This window comes from Novosphingobium sp. ST904, assembly GCF_001298105.1.
In the GTDB taxonomy this organism is placed as follows: domain Bacteria; phylum Pseudomonadota; class Alphaproteobacteria; order Sphingomonadales; family Sphingomonadaceae; genus Novosphingobium.
The window spans coordinates 12,175-31,660 of the sequence record NZ_LGJH01000135.1 but is presented as its reverse complement, the minus strand read 5'-3'; the positions used below and the strand labels follow the sequence as shown (position 1 = coordinate 31,660).

At 65.1% G+C, this 19,486-nt stretch carries 11 protein-coding genes and 1 pseudogene; 5 read left to right on the top strand and 7 right to left on the bottom strand.

Features of this window, described 5'->3' with window-relative positions:
• Nucleotides 1-108: 108 nt before the first annotated feature.
• Nucleotides 109-996 (bottom strand): LysR family transcriptional regulator, encoded by an 888-nt coding sequence (locus ADT71_RS09545; protein WP_054436405.1) that lies wholly within the window; start codon nt 994-996, stop codon nt 109-111.
• 134 nt (nt 997-1,130) lie between these two features.
• Between ADT71_RS09545 and ADT71_RS09540 the strand changes: the two genes are divergently transcribed.
• The 5 genes from ADT71_RS09540 (at nt 1,131) to ADT71_RS09520 (ending at nt 7,627) form a co-directional block, all read left to right on the top strand.
• Nucleotides 1,131-2,276: a diguanylate cyclase gene (locus ADT71_RS09540; protein ID WP_082370256.1), complete on the top strand. Its 1,146-nt coding sequence runs from the start codon at nt 1,131-1,133 to the stop codon at nt 2,274-2,276.
• A 62-nt stretch (nt 2,277-2,338) separates the two neighbouring features.
• The gene (locus tag ADT71_RS09535; RefSeq protein WP_054436404.1) at nt 2,339-3,340 is read left to right on the top strand and encodes a GSU2403 family nucleotidyltransferase fold protein; all 1,002 of its coding nucleotides are present in this window, start codon (nt 2,339-2,341) and stop codon (nt 3,338-3,340) included.
• A gap of 196 nt (nt 3,341-3,536) precedes the next feature.
• A complete protein-coding gene (locus ADT71_RS09530) occupies nt 3,537-4,730 on the top strand; it encodes an AAA family ATPase (RefSeq protein WP_054436403.1) in 1,194 nt (397 codons plus the stop codon).
• A 94-nt stretch (nt 4,731-4,824) separates the two neighbouring features.
• Nucleotides 4,825-5,919: a ParB/RepB/Spo0J family partition protein gene (locus ADT71_RS09525; RefSeq protein WP_054436402.1), complete on the top strand. Its 1,095-nt coding sequence runs from the start codon at nt 4,825-4,827 to the stop codon at nt 5,917-5,919.
• A gap of 472 nt (nt 5,920-6,391) precedes the next feature.
• Nucleotides 6,392-7,627: a replication initiator protein A gene (locus tag ADT71_RS09520; protein WP_054436432.1), complete on the top strand. Its 1,236-nt coding sequence runs from the start codon at nt 6,392-6,394 to the stop codon at nt 7,625-7,627.
• A 1,428-nt stretch (nt 7,628-9,055) separates the two neighbouring features.
• Here the strand turns inward: ADT71_RS09520 and ADT71_RS09515 are convergent.
• From ADT71_RS09515 to ADT71_RS09495, 6 genes and pseudogenes are all read right to left on the bottom strand, one after another.
• A complete protein-coding gene (locus ADT71_RS09515; RefSeq protein ID WP_054436401.1) occupies nt 9,056-10,192 on the bottom strand; it encodes a helix-turn-helix domain-containing protein in 1,137 nt (378 codons plus the stop codon).
• A gap of 330 nt (nt 10,193-10,522) precedes the next feature.
• Complete coding sequence (locus ADT71_RS09510; RefSeq protein WP_054436400.1) at nt 10,523-12,997, bottom strand: glycoside hydrolase family 3 protein; 2,475 nt, start codon at nt 12,995-12,997, stop codon at nt 10,523-10,525.
• A gap of 41 nt (nt 12,998-13,038) precedes the next feature.
• Nucleotides 13,039-15,324 (bottom strand): beta-glucosidase, encoded by a 2,286-nt coding sequence (locus ADT71_RS09505; protein ID WP_054436399.1) that lies wholly within the window; start codon nt 15,322-15,324, stop codon nt 13,039-13,041.
• Nucleotides 15,321-16,631, bottom strand: coding sequence for a tryptophan halogenase family protein (locus tag ADT71_RS09500; protein WP_369818215.1), 1,311 nt, complete (start codon nt 16,629-16,631; stop codon nt 15,321-15,323). The genes ADT71_RS09505 and ADT71_RS09500 overlap by 4 nt, the downstream gene beginning before the upstream one ends.
• A gap of 125 nt (nt 16,632-16,756) precedes the next feature.
• A pseudogene (locus ADT71_RS35580) lies at nt 16,757-16,876 on the bottom strand (tryptophan 7-halogenase); the annotation flags it as partial.
• A 23-nt stretch (nt 16,877-16,899) separates the two neighbouring features.
• Nucleotides 16,900-19,353, bottom strand: coding sequence for a TonB-dependent receptor (locus ADT71_RS09495; protein WP_054436398.1), 2,454 nt, complete (start codon nt 19,351-19,353; stop codon nt 16,900-16,902).
• Between the last annotated feature and the right edge of the window lie 133 nt (nt 19,354-19,486).

Here is a 19,486-nt window from a genome sequence, read left to right as displayed (position 1 = left end):
TCGTTGCTGCTGTGGGATTGGCGCATGATTAGCAGCCCCGTCCGCCCGGCGCGCATACCGACATCCGGCCAACCCATAGCCTGCGATTATAGGCCAAGCCCTGCCGGATCAGCCGGCCGCCGCCATGACGGCGACAAGATGATCGAGGAAATCCAGCGCCAGTCGCGAAGGCGGGCGAGCCTCTAGGTAAACCGCGTGAATTTCATAGGACTGCGGCGGATCGAGCGGCCGCATCGCCATCTCCGGCCCCTTCATGGCCAGGGCAGTATGAAGGTCCACGATGGTCACGCCGAGCCCCGCACGGGCCATCGCCGCGGCAACGAAATAGGTCCGCGATGCCCCTGCCACGTCCAGTTCCACGCCCTGCCGTTCCAGTTCTGCGGCAATGGCCAATGCCTGCGGCCCGCTGTCGAACGTCGAGATGAAGGGCCGGCCGGCCAGTTCCCCGAGCGGCAGCCGTGCCGGAGCATTCGGCATGTCCTGTTCGCGGTAGCAGGCGACCATTTCGCCCATGCCGAGCCGCACGCTGGCCACCGGAGATTCGCGCGGCGGCGTGTAGCAGATCACCACATCGGTCTCCCGCTCATAGAGCCGGGCCGGCATGTCGCCGTGGTGCAGGGTGTGGAGTTCGATGGAAACGCCGGAATGGCCGGCCAGATATCCGGCCAGCGCAGCGGGCAGCAGTTCCATGCCCAGCGAAGGGAGCACCGAAAGCCGCAGCGTGCGCCCCCTGCCCCGCCGCATGTTCCGCGCCGTTTCGCGAAGCCGGTATACCTGTCCCTGGATCTCGTCCGCCTGCTCGTAAAGGTCGTGCGCGTCGGCGGTCGGCACCAGTCTCCCGCGGGATCGTTCGAACAGGGCAAACCCCAGGAGGCTCTCGGCATGGCGCAGGAGATTGGTGACCGCAGGCTGCGAGACGTTGAGCAGCCGCGCGGCGCCGCTCACCGACCCGGTCGAGTAGACCGCATGGAACACCTCGATGTGACGCAGGTTCATGTGGCAGGGATACCCAGCCGAACCGGGAAGTTAAAGCACCTCGGCAAAACTGGCAGACGGTGCCGCGATGCCGTAGATCGTGGACAACAATAAAGTCGGCGTCGCGCCAGCGTGAGCGCAGGCCACTGGGAGAGATGATCGTGATTTCGTCAACCGCGGGAAATCCGGCCGAGCCCCTTTCGGACAGGGTCTACGTCGAACTCGTGCGCAGCCTCTACGAGACAATCGCACAGGCCATGTACATGCTCGTGGTCTTCGCGATGTTCTTCGTGCTGATCTACCGCGCGGAGGGCGATGGGACGATCCTCGTCATCGGAACGGCCGCGCTCCTGACATGGGCCGCGCGCATAGAAGTGGCCCGGCGCTTGCGCGCGCGCGTGCTGACCGCCGTCATTCACAGCCGAGAGGCCCGGCGGCTCGAAGTCGCCTTCGCAATCCCTTATGTGGGCTTCGCGATTCTTCTCGGCGCGCTTGCCGCCTATGTCTTTTCGCTCGAAAATCCCGAAGCACACATGCTGGCCATATGCGTCGTCATGGGATTCTGCGCAGGGGTCGTCACAGGTGTCGGGCGGCGTCCGCAGATTGCCGGGCTCTCCCTGCTTGCGGCCGCCGGTCCCTGCATCGCGGTGGCCTTTGCGCGTGCAACGCCGATCTACGTAGGACTGGCGCTCGTTACCACCGCCTACCTCGTGGGTGGAATACAGGCGCTGACGATGCGTTTCGAGATCGTGCAGACGGAAACCGTGAAGCGATTGCTCTCCGTCACGCTCGCCCGCAGCGACAGCCTTACGGCGCTGCCGAACCGGCTGGCCCTGCGCGAATACTTCGACGAGAACGCGCGGCTGATCTCGGCCTCCGGGCTGGTTGCGGTTCACTATCTCGACCTTAACGGGTTCAAGCCGGTAAACGACGAACACGGCCATGCCGTAGGGGATACCCTGCTCGCGTTCGTGGCCGACCGGCTGCGCGGCGCGATCCGCAGCGGCGACATCGTCGCCCGCCTCGGCGGAGACGAATTCGCGGTTTTACAATATGGCCTGCACCGGGGCGAGGAAGCCGAACTTCTCGCCCAGCGCCTGGTCTCGGCCATCGCGCAGCCCTTCACCATCGGCACCCTGACCATCGCCATCTCCGCCGCGATCGGAACGGTTGTGACCAATGACCGGAACGACGATCTCACCATCCTCCTCGACGAAGCAGATGCACGGCTCTACCTGGCCAAGCGCGACAGGGACGAAGCCCGCGCAGCCCGAAATGCCGCTAATGGAGGCCTTCATTAGCTTGGAATTTGGCCGTTTATCCCACAACTTTACCGTATCCGATATTTGTGGGATAAACGTTCATGCCCCGCATCCGCCCCTTCAGTGACGAACAATCGCGCCTGCTGGTAAACTTGCGCCAGCGCTACGAGGTATGGATCGACGCCGAGCGCGACCTGGCCGCCCTTCCCTACGATCTGCGGCGCAAGACGGTCAGCGGCCGCGAATATCTCTACCGCATCTTCGATCGCGGCGGCAACGGCAAGAGCCTCGGCCCGCTGACGCCGGAACGCGAAGCCGAATTCCATGACTATCATTCGCGCAAGGATGCCCTGAAGGAGCGCATCCGCGGCCTCCGCCCCGCCCTTGCCGAAAGCGCCGCACTCTACCGCGCGCTTCGTCTGCCGCTGCTGTCATCTGACGCCGGACCGATCCTGCGCGAGTGCGACCGGCGTGCCCTGCTCGGTTCGCACCTGCTGGTCGTGGGCACCAATGCGATCGCCGCCTACATGGTCGAGGCCAACGGCAGGATCGATCTGCCCGACGAGACGGAAGATTTCGACCTCGCCTGGGTTTCCCGCTCGGCGCAGGAGAACGAGCGGCGGGTATGGGACATGCTCAAGGCGGTGGATTCGACTTTCACGATCAATGCCGAGCGCGATTTCCAGGCGCGCAACGCCCGCGCCTATGAAGTGGAACTGCTGGTGGCGCCCTCGCGTGCCGCCACCCTCGGCGGAAGGGACCAGCCCCGGCCGGTTCCCCTGCCCGAACAGGAATGGCTGCTGCTTGGCCGTCCGGTGGATCAGGTGGTGGGTTGCCGCGATGGTTCCCCGGCACGGATCGTTGCGCCGGACCCGCGCTGGTTCGCGCTTCACAAGCTGTGGATGGCCGCGCAGGCGAAGCGCAACCCGCTCAAGCGCCCTAAGGACCGCGTTCAGGGCCTCGCATTGCTGGACGCGGTGGCCGAAGCCATGCCTCACTATCCGATGGACGCAGCCTTTCGGGCCGAGATTCCCGAGGAGATCCTGCCGCATTTCACGCAGTGGCAGGAAGAGTCAGGCCCCGCGGAGGATTCGCAATGGTGAGGCGCTGGCGCGCGATTTGAACACCTGCGCAGCCCGTCAGACGAGGCGGTGAACTTTCGGCACCGCGAATGCCGTTGCAGACTCAATATCCACAGACCGTTCAAATCGGCATTCTGTTTCCTGTATTTGTGCTCGACTGAACATCGGTTCATGCATATACCTGCAAAATCGTTCAAAAGTATATTGCGGGCAGAACATGCATTCACAAGTCGAGCGTATTGCCGAGATGGCTCAGGCCGGCGAAAAGATGATCGAGCGGCTGCGGCGCAAGGCTTTCCTGCCTGAAAGCCGCAAGGGTCTCAATGTCCGTTTCGGAATCGCCGAAGCGGCGACCCTGCTGGGCTGCTCCACGAATCGCATTCGCATGGCCGAAGACGACGGACGCCTGCCGCCACCTCCGGCTGCCGGAAACGGACGCCGGCTCGGCTATACGGTCGAGGAAATGCTGCACATGCGCGAAGTGCTGGGCGCCTCGCCCGCCCGTGCCCCGCTCGACGTTCCCGCCATGATCGCGGTCCAGAACTTCAAGGGCGGCGTCGGCAAGTCCACGGTCACGACGCACCTCGCGCACTATTTCGCGGTGCAAGGCTACCGCGTGCTGGTGGTGGATTGCGATAGCCAGGCGACCACGACGACGCTGTTCGGCTTCAACCCGCATTTCAACATCACCCGCGAAGAGACGCTCTACCCCTATCTCTCGATCGACCCGACGCAGGCCGACCTGCTCTATGCCGTCAAGCGCACGCCGTGGCCGAACGTGGACCTGATCCCGTCGAACCTCGAACTGTTCGATGTGGAATACGAACTGGCGGCTGCGGGTTCGGACGGACAGTCCGTTCTGGCCGCCCGCTTCCGCAAGCTCAAGGCGGGCCTCATGGATCTCGCGCGGGATTACGACGTGGTGATCCTCGATCCGCCGCCGGCACTGGGCACGATCTCGCTTGCGGTGATGCAGGCAGCCAATGCCCTGCTCGTTCCGCTCGCAGCCACGACGCCGGACTTCTGCTCGACCGTACAGTTCCTGTCGATGATGGATCAGGTGCTCGAACAGCTCGTGGGCGCGGGCATCTCGGTGGACTATTCCTTCGTGCGCCTGATCTGCTCGAAGTTCGACGGCAACGATCCCAGCCACGACATGGTCCGCACCATCATGGAGCAGACTTTCGGACCGGCTCTGCTTCCCGTGCCCATCCTGGAGAGCGCCGAGATCAGCCATGCGGCCTTGCGCATGATGACCGTCTACGAACTGGAAAAGCCGATCGGCACGCCCCGTACGCATAAGCGCTGCAAGGCCAATCTCGATGAAGCCATGGGCCAGATCGAGCAGCTCGTCCGCACCAGCTGGGGCCGCTCGCAGCGGGTTGACGAGGAACTTCTCGTCAATGGCTAAGCCACTGCCCTGCATCGGAAAAAACCTCTCAGACGGCGACTTTGTTCGCCTTATGTTCAAACCTCTCCATCTCGCGCGTCCTTCGAGGTAAGCCATGGCCCGCAAGCAATCCGACTATCTGGCAGCGCTGCTTTCCGACGACGATCTGGGGGGCGAAGACCAGGTCGCGTCCACCGCCGAAACGCCGCTGGATGATGCCACTACCGCCGCCGACCCGGCTCCCGAACCGCGCCTGCGCACCGAACGGACCCGCGGCACGACCCTGCTCGGCCGCGAAAGCGCACTGGCCCGCGTCGCTTCCGGCGAAGTGCGGCAAGTGACCCAGCTTCTCCTCGATCCGGCCCGTGTCCGCATCTGGCCGGGCAACGCCCGCAGCTATGCGCACCTTTCGGAGGAGTCCTGCCAGGAACTGATCGACTCCATCGTCGCCGAAGGGGGCCAGAAGGTTCCCGCCGTGGTGCGCCGGGTCGAGGGAGATGCCGATCACGATTATGAAGTGATCGCCGGCACGCGCCGCCACTGGTCGATCTCCTGGCTGCGCGCGCATTCCTACCCCGACATGCAGTTCGTGGCGCAAGTCGCCCAGCTTGATGACGAAGCCGCCTTCCGGCTTGCCGATCTCGAGAACCGTGCCCGCAAGGACGTGTCGGATCTCGAACGCGCCCGCAACTATGCCCAGGCCCTGCGCGATCACTACGGTAACCACATGACCCGCATGGCCGAACGCCTCAAGCTCTCCAAGGGCTGGCTTTCCAAGATGCTCAAGGTCGCGGGCATCCCGGACGCCGTCCTGTCCGCTTTCGCCTCCCCTGCCGATGTGCAGCTGAAGCCGGCCTACCCCCTCGCCCAGTTGCTGGACGATCGGGACAAGGCGGCCGCCGTGCGCAAGGAAGCAACCCGACTGGCGCGGGAACAGGCCGGCCGCCGCGCAGACGGTCGCCCTGCCCTGCCCGCTGCCGATGTACTCAAGGCCCTGCTCGCCGCTCCCGAAATGGACAGGGCAAAGCCCGAGCCGGTGGTGATCCCCTCAAGGCACGGCCGCCCCATGGCATCGGTCCAGTCAAGCAACCGCCAGGGCGTGACCTTGCGTCTTCATTCGGGCTCCGGTGCGAGCCGCGAAGAAGTGCTCACCGCCGTCCGGGCCCTGCTCGTCCAGCTCGACGAGGAAGGCCGGGGCCTGCAAACGTGACATGGGGGCAGGAAGGGCGACGGCGCCCCGTCCTGTTTCTGCCGCCGGAAATCCCGGCGGCCCTCGCGGGCATTTCCTTTTGCCCGGTCTGGCTTTTTCGAAAGCCGACTTCAGATCCGAAACATGAGAATGCAGGGGCCGGTGTCCCTGCATTTTCTTTATCGGCCTCCTGTTTCCCCCCGGTTGTTTCCCCGGGGAAACATCATCTCGCCAGACTTGCGGCGATCGGCGCCGTTCCAGGCAGCTTCCGCAGCGGCTTCTACAGTCTGGCGCGGTGAAACCGCGCCAAAAACCACGCACAAGTTCTGCACAACCAAGCTTCGCGGCGATTTGCCCCGCCCTGCCCTCCTCGCCATTATGGCAAGAATCACCCGAATCCGCCTCGTCCTGTTTCCCCGGGGAAACATCGCCGGGTCGTGTCCGGAATACCCTGTCACCTGCCCTCGCATGGGCCCTCGGTCGGAATGAAATGATGAGTCGCCCGAACAAAGAGACGACATCCGAACAGTTCGACCTGTTCCTCCCCTACATCGCCAACCTGCCGATGCGCGACCAGCGCGAGATGATGGAGCGTCCGTTCTTCAGCCTCGCCAAGTCCAAGCGCGTGAAGCCGATCGACTATACGAGCCCGGACGGCAAGCTGTGGGTCCACGTCTCCGCCAATCCGGACTATGGCATGGCCACGATCTGGGATGCGGATATCCTGATCTACTGTGCCAGCATGCTGGCCGACATGGCCCGGCGCGGCGTGAACGACGTGCCCCGCAAGCTGCACCTCATGCCATACGACCTGCTCCGCGCGATCGGCCGCCCGACTACGGGCCGTGCCTATGAACTGCTCGGCCAGGCGCTGGACCGCCTCGTGGCCACCACCATCAAGACCAATATCCGTGCCGAGAACCGCCGGGAAGCCACGTTCTCCTGGCTTGATGGCTGGACCCAGCTGGTCGACGAACGAACGGAGCGTTCGCGCGGCATGACCATCGAACTGTCGAACTGGTTCTGGGAAGGCGTGATGATGAAGGGCGGCGTGCTCTCCATCGATCGCGCCTATTTCAACATCACAGGCGGGCGGGAACGCTGGCTTTACAAGGTCGCCCGCAAGCATGCCGGCGGCGCAGGCGAGGGCGGTTTTGCCATCACCATGCCGGTTCTTTTCGAAAAGTCGGGTGCCGAAGGGCAGTATCGCCGCTTCAAGTTCGAAATGCTGAAGCTCGTCGAGAAGGACGAACTTCCGGGATATACCCTGTCCGTCGAAACGGCGAAGGACGGCGAACCCATGATCCGCATGCGGCGGGTGGACGGGAAGGGCGGGGCCGAGCCCGCGCTGCCGGGCGGAACGGCCGAAGCCGACGAACCTGCGGCGCAAGTCGAGATTTCGGTAAAGACCAGGGCCTCCAAGGCAACTACACCGGATGCCGGCAACGCACCTGTTTCCCCGGGGAAACCGGCCGCCGTCGATGCGCGGCAGCTCATCCGCCGCACGGTCTCCGGTCTTTCCGATGCCGCCACGCGCGGCTTCATGACGGACGAGACCATCGCCTATCTTCGCCAGAACTGCCCGGGCTGGGACCTCCATGCCCTTCACGCCGAGTTCGAACGTTGGGTCGCCGCCTCGCCGGGACGAACCCCCGCCGACTGGCAGCGTGCGTTCGTGGGCTGGGTCAAGCGCCATCACGAAAAGAATGGCCAGATGCTTCGCGGCTAGCCGCCCGTTCGGCCAGACGGCGGAACCTCCATCCATGACAGCCCCGGTGATCGGCGACGGTCTCCGGGGTTTTTCTTTGCCCGCGTGACACCCAAGACCGGCTCCCGGCCGGGTCTGCCCCGCCGATGCCACTCCCCGCCCGGGTCTGAAGCCCTGCGGCGCTCCCTTGCGAAATCCCCATCCAATTTCCCATCGGCAGGCAAAACCCATCTGCAAATCCCGATTCCGAGAGGGCAGGGTGGGAGGCCGAGTCGGCGGTCTCTCTACCGAACCCGCCCTCAAGGGAATGCCCGGGCCCGCTGACCCTTCCCGCACCGCGGCGACATTCCTGCTTCACGTGCGCACTTGCTTGCCGCGCCCCTATCCAGCGGCCCCAACCAAACGCTGAGGGGCGAACAGTGCAGGCCAGATCATCTCGCTCGCAGGAACGCCTCCCGTTCCGGGAAACAGGGGTTCGCAGGGGAGGCGTTCCCGAAGTGTCGCGTTCTGCGATGAACCGCTCGGCGTGAACCTGCCGAATGCAGCGCACGAGCAGTGCTTTGAACCTTTATCAGGTGACCCCCGGAAAAACTGATTCAATTGAGCCACGGTTTTCCGGGGTTTCGACACACCGGGAACGCCCTGTCGCCATGCTTCGACCTATCGGGAACACCAGCTCGACCTTTCGGGAACAGGTACCCGATCCTTCGGGAACGCGTCAAACGTCACTTCAGGAACGGAGAGACGACATATCGGGAATGCCCCAATTCGCCGACTCGCAACGCTTGCGCGAGTCACGCGCAGTTCGGCCGCGCGTAACCTTCTAAATGATTCCTTCTAAAAAGGATTCTAACGCAGAACGAAGTTCAATTTCGGACTGAATGAGGGAAGGGCGCAGCGCGAGGACTGCCGGCCGCGCAGGCCAGCAACACTGGCGGCCGCGGCAATCGCAAGAAAAAAGCGCGATCCTTACCGCGTGGCGACGATGAGGCCCTCACCGCACTCGCCGCACAGAGTGGAAGCCCGCGTCCTCATTTTAGGTTGTCGCTCAATTGGCTCAGGGATCAGATCCGCCCCGGCCGCCCGAATTGCAGCAAAATCGACGCCGAACCGCCAGACGAGGTTCAAATTCGAATCAACCGCGCCCAGCCCGCAAACAGATACCCCGAAATTTGCCCTCAGAAGCCCGTACAGCGCGATGATAGCCTCGCCGCACCCCAACCCTCTCCAGGTGTCGTTTCTGCGTTCTCACGGCGAGCCCTGCAAATCCGCAGATTTCTGCGGCTTTCCGGTCCATCGGGCCCGAAATCACCGGTTAACTGGGCATCGAGGCAGGATTTGTGCGTCAGACCGCCTTTGCGGCACACCGTCCGTTATCAAAGCCGTTTCGGACAACCACCTCTGTAGGATCGAACTGCCAGGGCATCGTGCGGTCTTTGCCCGGTCGGACTATTCGCCGAAGGAGGAGCGGCTCAGCAGTTCGTCGATTCGGCGCATCGATGCCTCGTATTCCTCGATGTCTGGCGAGGAGGAATCGAGCCCCGAAACTTCGGCGGGATCGGAAACCCTATCTCCCGGCGCATAGCTATGAAGGCGCGCCGCGTTGCGTGAAGCATGGGTGGCGATCAGCCCCGCAGCTTCGAGGCTGTTCACGATCACGCCGACACCCGGCCGCGAAGCGCCGAGCAGTTCCTCGATCTGGCGACCTCTCAATGCTCCGAACCCTGACAGCTTTCGGGCCAGCTGAAGCGCACGGCCGCTGCTGCGCCGATCCTGAAGGCGAGCGCGCAGCAGGGCGGCATCCCTTTCCGCGTCCCCCAGCCAGCGGTCGAGCCGGAAGAGCGCATCGTGCAGCGCCGAAATTGCCGCCTCATCCGCATTTGCAGCGCCGGGCATGTCCGGATCAGGAAGGGCGAGAGGCAAGACGACGAGCCCGGGGATCGGCATCGCGACGGGGAGCCCGTGGCGAGGGGCCAGATAGCCCCCGGCCAGAATATCCAGCGCCCACCGCGAATTTGCCAAATCCTCGCGTTCCACCGCGATACCGCCGATCAGATCGAGGGTTCTTTCCTGACGGGCGAAGCGCGCGGTCCGCGCAGCCGCCGCGAAAAGCATGCGCACCGGATCGAAGGGCAGGGCATCGTCAGCGGCGTCAAGCCCGCCAATAAGGCTGCGGGCTTCCGAAATGACGGAATGCGTATCTTCGTGTTCCCCGCCGCGCAGAAAGTCGGTGGGGGCCAGAAATGCCTTCAGGAGGCTCTCCGAGGCATCGGCCAGTTCCTGCCAAGGGCTATGCCGGAATTCGGTGAGTATGGCTTGGCAGAGGGCCTTGGGCGGGCGTAAACTAGGCCGTGAACCATCCGAAAGCGTTTCAAGGCCTGCGTACCAGGTGAAAAAGCGTTCGTCAGTGAATTCGTGCCCTTCCTGTCGGAGCGCGGCCATGAGGCTTTCGCGGATCAGACGTGCCGCCAGGATCTGCAAGGTGCCGTCGCCGGCTCGTGAAATGCCGACCTGGATGCGGCCGAGAAGCAGGGCGCAAAGGACCGCCGGTGTCGTCTCGAAGGCTTTCGGCGCGTTCTTGGGCATGAAATACCCTTGAAAATCATCAGGATAGCGGGCTTGAAACCTAAGTAAGGTTAAGTATACACCCTCTGATGTCAAGGTTTTAGTCGCTATCGATAGTCGACAGCCCGATAGCGCCTGCGGTGTCGAGGCAGAACCGGCCGAAAACGACAAGGGCATCAGCCCATCAAAGCGAACCGCAAGCGTCGGTTCCCGGCAGGCGGGCCGATTACGCCAACCGGGCGTGTCCCGCAACAACGGCAAGTTCCCGCTGACGGCAGGGAGATGCCGTGGCAATGCCCGCGTCCGGCGGCGGTGCCGGACGCGGGGGAAGGGCGGGCAGGGGGCCTTTGTTCAGTCCCCGCAGGCGTTCATCGGCATGGAAATGTAGTCCAGTTTCACGTCGGAGACGGCGATGGACAGCGGCCCGGTGGCCGAGAGCACCAGCGGCGCGGTCAGGGCGTGCATGTCGGCACCGCGACTGGCGAAGCATTGCAGCGGAATGGCGAAAGAGCCCCATTCGCCCGGCGCCGTTTTGGCCAGGGTTGCGCCGACCGGCACGCTGATGGTCTTGCCGCCGCTCTCTACGCCGATGCTTACCGGCGTGGCCGGACGGTCACCGAGGCGGTACTGGACGACGAGGCTGATTTCACCGTTGCTCTCTCGCGAGAGGTCCAGAGGGCGCGGTGCGACGATGGCGACCCGGCCGGGCGAGCCGGCGGCCCAGGTGAACAGGCGGGCATCCTCCTGCGCGCGGCGATCCATTCCGGATTGCTTTACCAGTTCGGTATCGATGGACCAGCCCGGCGGCACCTTTCCGGCCCCGTAGAACACGCCCGGCGTGGCCTGCGCCATGTCGGCAGGGCGGGTTTCGTCGAGCCGTGCAACCTTGCCGGGAGCAGCATAGGACAGGCCGTATCCGAAGGGGAAAAGCGGATCATAGCCGGGATCGCGGCGGTTGAGCACGTATTGGTCGGGGCGTTTGGGCCAGGAGAAGCTGAGCTTGCCCTTGAAGTCGTGATTGATGGCACCGTCCGCCCTGGTGAACAGGACATCGGACACACCGCCGCCCTCGCTGCCCGGCAGGAAAGCTGCGACGAAGGCATCCGATGCGTTGAGCTCGGCATTCACCCAGAGCGGACGCCCTGAAAGGAACACGGCGACGACCGGGATGCCTGCCGCCTTGAGCCGCTTGAGCATGGCAAGGTCGGGCTTGTCTCCGGGGCTGTATTCGAGGTTGGGAATGTCGCCCTTGAATTCTGCATAGGGCGTTTCGCCGAAGACGACGATGGCGGCGTCCGGCTTCTTCGTGAAAGTGCCATCGGGCGCGTAAGTCGCAGTGCCGCCTGCCGCGCTCACGGTTTCCTCGATGCCCTTCCAGATGGAAGTGGCGTTGGGGAAGGCGCTGTTGGGCAGATCCGCGCCCTGCCAGGTGATGGACCAGCCACCCGCCTGCTGGCTGACGCTGTCCGCCGCCGTGCCCACCACGAGGATGCTGGCGTTCGGCTTGAGCGGCAAGACGCCTTCGTTCTTGAGCAGAACCAGCGATTCCCGCACCGCCTGCCGGGCGATGGCCTTGTGGGCGGGGCTGGAGATCACATCGAACTTGCCCGCGACGGCGCGGCTCGACGGGCGACCACGGTCGAAGGTTCCAGCGCGAACTTTCACGCGCAGGATACGGCGCACCGCATCGTCCAGACGGGCGGCAGGAATGGTGCCGTCCTTCGCTTCGCGCAGGGTATTCTCATAGAGCTGCTTCCAGCCCGGGCCGGAATACATGAACATGTCCAGCCCGGCATTGATCGCCTGCGGGCAGTCCTCGTTGGTGCAGCCCTTCACCTGCCCATGGCTGTTCCAGTCACCCACCACGAAGCCGTCGAAGCCCATGCGTTCCTTGAGCACGCCGGTCAGGAGCGATGCATTGCCGCTCATCTTCTCGCCGTTCCAGCTTGAGAAACTGGCCATGACCGACTGGGTGCCTGCCTCGATCGCGGCGGGATAGCCGCCGAGATGGACGTCGCGCAGCACCTCTTCCGAAACCCGCGTGTCGCCCTGGTCGCGCCCGCCGGTGCCGCCGTCTCCGAGGAAGTGCTTGGTCGTGGCGATCAGGTGGTTCGGGGCGAGGAAGTCCTTTGTGCCGACTTTGCCCTGAACGCCTTCGATCATCGCGCCGGCATAGTCGGCCGCGATTTCCGGTTCCTCGCCATAGCTTTCGTATGTGCGGCCCCAGCGATCGTCCTGCACCACGGCCAGCGTGGGCGCAAAGGTCCAGTCGAGCCCGGCGGCGGCGGTTTCCAGCGCGGTCACTTCGCCGATCTTGCGGATCAGGTCCCGGTCCCGCGCGGCGCCGAGGCCGATGTTGTGCGGGAAGAGCGTGGCGCCGACGATGTTGTTGTTGCCGTGGACGGAATCGGTGCCCCAGATGATCGGGATCTTCGGGCGACCGTCGCTGCGGGTCATCGAGGCATCGTAGAACTCGTCCGCCAGTTGCAGCCACTTGGCGGGAGAGGCGTATTCGTCGTCATAGGGGCCGCTGTTGCCGCCGTTCAGCACGGAACCGATCTTGTAGGTCACCACGTCGGCGGGCTTGATCGAGCCGATGTCGACCTGGATGAGCTGGCCCACCTTGTCTTCCACGGACATGGCGCGGATCAGCGTATCGACGCGCTTCTCCACTTTCGGATCGCGCTTGGGCTGGGCGTTTACCCTGGGCCAGATCGCGGGATTGGCCACGGAAGATGCGGACAGGGAGGGCGATTGCGCGCCCGCCGCACCGGCCAGCGCCAGGGCAAGGATCGACAGGGAAGCGGCGGGGGAAAGGCGGGTCATGAAGTCTCCTGCAAAGGGTGGCTATCAGGCAGCGTCGGCGATCACGGCCTTGCCGTCATCCGGTCGAGGCGGGCAGAACCTGCCAGGGCGGCGTCGCCTGCGAAATGGCCGATGCGCAGCGAATATGTGCCTGCATCGAGAACCCAGCCCGGCGCCGCATTGTCGAAGCGGGCGATAACGCGCGGATCGACGGTCAGCGAGACGTGGCGGGTCTCGCCGGGCTTGAGCCAGACCTTCTCGAACCCGGCGAGGCGATAGGCCCGGGTGCCCGCAGCGCTCTTCGCCTCGACATAGAGCTGCGGCACGTCGGCGCCTTCGCGCTTGCCGCTGTTGGTCACGTCGAACTCGACGGTCAGCCTCGCGCCATCGGTGACCTTGAGGCCGGCGTAGCGGAAGCTGGTGTAGGTGAGGCCATGGCCGAAGGGGAACAGCGGCTTCTCGTTCCTTGCCGCATACCAGCGATAGCCGACATCGGCGCCTTCGGGGTAGTCCACCGGGAAGGGAGCGACGCCGCCGCTCATGCCGTAGACGGTCTTGTCCCCGGCACTGCGGCGGGCATCGGCGGCGTGGAGTTCGGCAAGGCCGAGCGGCTGCGGGCGCGGCGCCTGCGCGATGCTGGCCGGGAAGGTGATGGGCAGGCGGCCCGAGGGATCGACATCGCCGAACAGGATATTGGCGATGGCCTCGCCGCCGCGCTGGCCGGGATACCAGGCGTGCAGGATCGCGGGCACGCGGTTGACCCAGGGCATCAGCACCGGCCCGCCCGCTTCGACGACCACCAGCGTCTTCCTGTTGGCGCCTGCGACCGCGTCGATCAGGGCGTCCTGGTTGTCCGGCAGGGCCATGCTTTCGGGGTCCTGCGCTTCGGTGCGCCAGGCCCAGGCGAAGACCACCGCCATGTCGGCGCCCTTGGCAGCGGCAGCGGCGGCCTTGGGATCGCTGCCATCCACGTAAGTGACGCTGGCCCCCGGCGCCAGCGCCTGGATCGCCTTCAGCGGCGAGGAGGCATGCCAGGTGATCCGCGCGAAGGAGGCGGCCGCGCCTTCGGTCAAAGGAATCTCGACCGGCGCGCCGCCCACCGAGCGGACCTGCGAGGAACCGCCGCCGGAAAGCACGCCCACATCGGCATGGGCGCCGATCAGCACGATCTTCTTCGCCGTCTTGGCCAGCGGCAGCAGGTTGCCCTGGTTCTTGAGCAGGACGATCCCTTCCTCCGCTGCGCGCTGGGCGACGAGGGCATGGGCGGCATAGTCGATGGGCTGGGCGCTCTCGGGAACGGGATTGTCCATCAGCCCGCTGTCGATCACGCCGAACAGGATGCGGCGGACCATGTCGTCGAGGCGGGCCATCGGGATGCGCCCGGCCTTCACCGCTTCGGCAAACCTGGTGTCGAAGAACATCTGGTCGTCCAGTTCCTGCCCGGAATCCTGGTCGAGACCGTTGATGGCGGCCTTTTCGGTGGAGTGGACGGCCCCCCAGTCGGACATGACCCAGCCCTTGTAGGCCCAGTCCTGCTTGAGGACCTTGTTCAGCAGCCAGTCGTTCTCGCAGGCATAGTCGCCGTTGACCTTGTTGTAGGCGCACATGACAGAGGCGGGGCGGCCGCTTTCGATGCCGAGCTGGAAGGCCAGCAGGTCACTTTCGCGCAGTTCGGCGGTGCCGATCCGCGCGTCGAGCACGGTGCGGCCGGTCTCCTGCGAATTGAGCGCGAAGTGCTTGATGGTGGAGACGATGTGATTGCTCTGCACGCCCTTGATGTGCTCGCCCACCATGACGCCGGCGAGCAGGGGGTCTTCGCCGAGATATTCGAAATTGCGGCCGTTCCAGGGATCGCGGGTAAGGTTGACGCCGCCCGCCAGCAGCACGTTGAAGGTCTTGGCGCGCGCTTCGGCGCCGATCATCGCGCCGCCTTCGTAGGCGAGCCGGGGGTTGAACGTGGCGGCGGTGGCGATGCTGGCGGGAAGCGCGGTGGCCACGTCGCCCTTGCGCTGCTCGATCTGGTTGGCAACGCCGAGGCTGGCGTCGCTTTCACGCAGGGTCGGGATGCCGAGGCGCGGGATGCCGGGTATGTGCCCTGCCGAGGGGATCATCGCGATCGGCACAGCGGGCTTGGCCAGCGGCGGGAAGTAGCCGTGGACGAGCTGCAGCTTCTCTTCCAGCGTCATCGCCTTGACCAGCGCATCGGCGCGCGCCTCTGCCGACTGGCCGGTGCCGGCGGTTGGGGCGGTTGCGGCGGCGGGCGCTATGGTCTGCTGCGCCAGGGCGGGCGAAGTCAGGCTGCTGCCGATGGTCAGCGCGGCAAGCAGGGCGGCAATCTTCATCGTCATCGGGAAACCTTGGAAAAGCGGGGGACGGAACGGGCGTGATAGCGCTCGAGCAGGGTGCGGTGATCGGGCAGGGCGGCCCGCGCTCCGGCATGGGCGGCGCGGACGCGGGCAAAGACGTCCCGCGCTTCCTGCGCGCCGGGGTAGCGGCGGATACCGGCGGAAAGCCGTGTTTCGAAGCCCATGCCGTAAAGGATGTAGTGGTAGCTCGGCGGCAGGAACGTCTCCAGATCGACCACGAAGTCGAACCGCGAGGGCGGGCGGTGGCGCCACTGGGCCAGCATGTCCTGCAAGGCTTCGGGGATCGAGGCCGGATCGGCGTTGTCCCGCCAGTAGGCGGTGTCGGTACGGCGGGTGATGCAATAGTGGAGCTTCAGGAAATGGACGATGCGCTCGAAGCGCGCGGCCATCAGCCGGTTGAAGCTGCGCGCGGCGGCCGCGCGGGCACCACGGTCGCCGGGAACCAGGAATTCGCCGATCATCTTCAGCGCGGCTTCGATCAGCATGATGCCGGTCGATTCCAGCGGCTCGAAGAACCCGGCGGAAAGGCCCACCGCCACGCAGTTGCCGATCCACTGGGTCTCCCGGTAGCCGGTCTCGAAGCGAAGCTGGCGCGGGGTGAGGGCGGCGCCCTCGCTGCCGAGATAGCGGCGCAGGGTCGTTTCCGCCTCGTCGTCCGAACAGTGGTTGCTGGAATAGACATAGCCCACGCCCCGGCGTTCGCTGAGGCCGATATCCCAGGTCCAGCCTGCCTCGTGCGCGGTGGCCAGCGTGTAGGGCCGCACCGGCGCGCCGGGCTCGGCGTAGGGAACCTGCATCGCCAGCGCCCGGTCGTTGAACAGGCTGCCGGCGCAGGACGTGAAGGGGGAGCCCAGCGTCCGCCCGATCAGGAGCGCGCTGAAGCCCGAGCAGTCGAGGAAGAAATCGCCTTCGATCCGGCGGCCATCGGCCAGCATCAGGGCGGTGATGTCGCCGCTGCCGTCCTTGCGCTCGACCGCGGCTACCGTGCCTTCGATGCGGGTAACGCCGGCGGCCACCGAAATGTCGCGCAGATAGGCGGCGAAACGGGCGGCGTCGAAGTGATAGGCATAGTTCATCGGGCCGGAGAAATCGGGGTCTTCCGCCCGTTTCGGCGCGCGACCGGCGCGGATGACCTGTTCCTGCACGGTGACCGCATCGGCCCATGACGGGCGCGCGGCGCTGTCATCGCCGATCCAGTGCGGCAGCAGCGCCTCGTCCTCCCCGCCGACGGGCAGGTTGAACGGGTGGAAGTAGCTGTCGCTGCCGGTGGCCCAGCCATCGAACAGCACGCCCTGCTTGAAGGTGGCGTCGGCACGGGCGAGGAATTCCGCCTCGCCGATGCCGAGGCGGCCAGTGTCGTGCGGATGGTGGGAAAAGTGCCTTCCCCCACGCCGATGATGCCGATCTCGCCGGATTCCACCAGCGTGACGTCGGCCATCTTCAGCGTGCGGGAAAGATAGGCGGCGGACAGCCATCCGGCCGTGCCGCCGCCCAGGATGACGACGCGACCGGAAGAGGGATAGTCGGTCGTCATTGTCCTGTCCTTTCAGCTTTCGATCAGAAGCTCGCGCGGGCGCGGACGCCCCAGGTACGCGGCGGCTGGAGGTTCGAGAGGAACACCGGATCGTAGCGCGGCGCGCCGAAGGCGCCGGCACCGGTGCGGATGTGTCCGTTCTCGATGTTCTGGACGAAGGCTTCGACCGAGTACTTGCCGTCAGCCGGCTCGAAACGGATCGAGGCGTCCGAGCGGAAGTAGGCCTTCTGCTTGTCCCACGAGGTGCCGTTGGTGCCGCGGTCGGGCATGTTGTCCGCCGGATCGTTGGCATTCACGAAGGGATTGGCATCGCCGTTGAAGTAGCTCAGCCAGCTCTTGGTCTCGTAGTGCGTGGTGAAGCGCGGGGTGATCCGCGCGCCGCTCGCCAGTTCGAAGTCGTGCTCGTAGCTCAGCGTCGCCGAGAAGCGCGGCGCGTGGGCCAGTTCGTTGCCCTTGAGCTGCACGATCGAGGAGGCCTTGCCGCCGTCGTAGAGACGACCGTCGACGCTTTCCAGATCGTCCAGCTTGGTCTTCTGCAGCGTGGCCGAGAAGTTCAGGCGGTCCGCGGCGGTGAAGGCCGCATTCATTTCCGCTTCCAGGCCGTAAGCCTTCGCGCCCTTGGCGTTCTGGGTCACGATCTGGCTGCGCACGACATTGCCTTCATCGTCGCGGAAGGTGACGGCCTGGTTGACCTGGTATCCCTTGAAGTCGGAATAGTAGGCGGCCAGGTTCAGCGTCACGGCCCGGTCGAGCAGGCGGGTCTTGAGGCCGACTTCGTAGTTGGTCAGGGTTTCCGGATCGGTCAGCCCGGCATTGTCCTGGATGTTGCCCGACTTGAAGCCGGTGGAGATGCTGGCATAGCCCAGGGTGTCGGCCGCGATGTCGGCATCGACGCGGGCGAGGTAGGTCAGCTTGTCCCACTTGCCCTTCACGTCGTTGTTCGAGATCGAGAAGCCGGGCAGCAGGTCCACCAGCTGCGCGGCGGTGGCGCCGGGATAGGCGCCGAAGATGCCGCCGGTGCAGGCGCCGCCGGGGGCCTTGTCGGCATCGGTGCAGCCTTCGCCAGAGAAGGTCACGTTACGGCCGCCGATGTCCTGCTTCTTGTCGGAGGTGTAGCGCAGGCCGCCGGTGAAGCGCAGCCAGTCAGACGCATGCCACACGGCCTGGCCGAACACGGCGCGGCTATCGATCTGGCGATTGGCCTGGATGAAGCTGCCCGCCCAGCTGAAGGTGCCGTCGCGGTAGCCGTTGCGCTGGTCGATATCGAAGCGGATCTTGTTCTTCTCGTGGCTATAATAGGCGCCGAGGATCCAGTCGATGTCGTTCTCGCCGGTGGACTTGAGCTGGAGTTCGTGGCTCTGGAAGTCATAGCGCGAGGAGAGCGTGGCGTTCTCGTTGAAGGCGCCGAGCGGCAGGTCGTTGCCGTCCGCGTCCACCTGGCCGGTCGGGGGCAGGGCGCCCGCGTCGGCGTCGGTGCGGGTGCTGCCGCCGATGCGCGACCAGCCACCGATGTAGCTGAGCTGGATGCCGTCCGTGATGTCGTAGTTCATCGTGCTGCGCACGGCGACCGAGTAACGATCGGTTTCAGGCGCGGTATCGCTGAGCGTGGACCAGCGCTTGGTGCCCGCGCGCGGGGTCTGGAGCAGGCCGATGACCGGCGCGCCGTTGTCGAGGAAACCTTCGGCCGAAAGGTTCCAGCTGAAGCGGTCGCTCGGCTGCCAGAGCATCGAGACGCGGCCCGACTGCTGGTCCGCCGCGTAGTACTTCTTGCCCGAAGTGACGAAGGCGGACTTGTTGATGCCGACGATGTCGGGCGCGGCCTGGTAATCGGCATAGCCGTCATGACGGTCGCTGACGAAGGCGACGCGGAAGGCCAGCGTATCGGTGACGGGGATGTTGATCGCGCCGCGCATGCCGAAGCGGTCGTAATTGCCCGCGGTCAGTTCGAGGTTGCCGCTGAATTCGCCGAGCTTGGGCTTGGCCGAGATCAGGCTGAGCGCGCCGACGGTGGCGTTGCGGCCGAACAGCGTGCCCTGCGGGCCGCGCAGCACTTCGACGCGTTCCATGTCGTACATCAGCACCGATGCGCCCTGCGAGCGCGGCGAGTATACGCCGTCGATGTAGATGGCGACTTCGGGGTCGGCCACTTCGGTATAGGCGCTGTCGTTGCCGATGCCGCGCAAGGTCAGCAGCACGGCCGACTGGTCGCCCTGTTGGTTGAACTGCAACGAGGGGACGAAACGGGCAAGGTCGGTCACGTCCTTGACGCCGTTCTTGGTCAGCGTTTCCTGGCTGAAGGCCGAGATCGCGATCGGGGTCGATTGCAGGGTGGTTTCGCGGCGGGTCGCGGTAACGATGATATCGTTGTCGGAAACGGTCTGCTGCGCCGATGCCGCGGCATCCTGGGCGTGAGCGGCAGATACGGAAAATAGGCAAGCCGCGAGCGCTGTGCCCGCGACGAGATCGTGCCTCGTCATGTCATCCTCCCGAATGTTTGTTACTTGTGAGGGTGCAATGCCCAAGCCCTGACATCGTTGTCAAGCCTGATTTGACATCGATGTCAGGGCTTGGGTCAGGATAAGGCCGGCGCTGTGTCTTCGGGGAAACAGT

What these genes read in the sequence shown, in the direction of transcription:
- ADT71_RS09495 (WP_054436398.1), bottom strand. Translation starts at nt 19,353, where the DNA reads ATGACGAGGCACGATCTCGTCGCGGGCACAGCGCTCGCGGCTTGCCTA.
- ADT71_RS09505 (WP_054436399.1), bottom strand. Translation starts at nt 15,324, where the DNA reads ATGACGATGAAGATTGCCGCCCTGCTTGCCGCGCTGACCATCGGCAGC.
- ADT71_RS09525 (WP_054436402.1), top strand. Translation starts at nt 4,825, where the DNA reads ATGGCCCGCAAGCAATCCGACTATCTGGCAGCGCTGCTTTCCGACGAC.
- ADT71_RS09535 (WP_054436404.1), top strand. Translation starts at nt 2,339, where the DNA reads ATGCCCCGCATCCGCCCCTTCAGTGACGAACAATCGCGCCTGCTGGTA.
- ADT71_RS09545 (WP_054436405.1), bottom strand. Translation starts at nt 996, where the DNA reads ATGAACCTGCGTCACATCGAGGTGTTCCATGCGGTCTACTCGACCGGG.
- ADT71_RS09520 (WP_054436432.1), top strand. Translation starts at nt 6,392, where the DNA reads ATGAGTCGCCCGAACAAAGAGACGACATCCGAACAGTTCGACCTGTTC.
- ADT71_RS09530 (WP_054436403.1), top strand. Translation starts at nt 3,537, where the DNA reads ATGCATTCACAAGTCGAGCGTATTGCCGAGATGGCTCAGGCCGGCGAA.
- ADT71_RS09515 (WP_054436401.1), bottom strand. Translation starts at nt 10,192, where the DNA reads ATGCCCAAGAACGCGCCGAAAGCCTTCGAGACGACACCGGCGGTCCTT.
- ADT71_RS09540 (WP_082370256.1), top strand. Translation starts at nt 1,131, where the DNA reads ATGATCGTGATTTCGTCAACCGCGGGAAATCCGGCCGAGCCCCTTTCG.
- ADT71_RS09510 (WP_054436400.1), bottom strand. Translation starts at nt 12,997, where the DNA reads ATGACCCGCCTTTCCCCCGCCGCTTCCCTGTCGATCCTTGCCCTGGCG.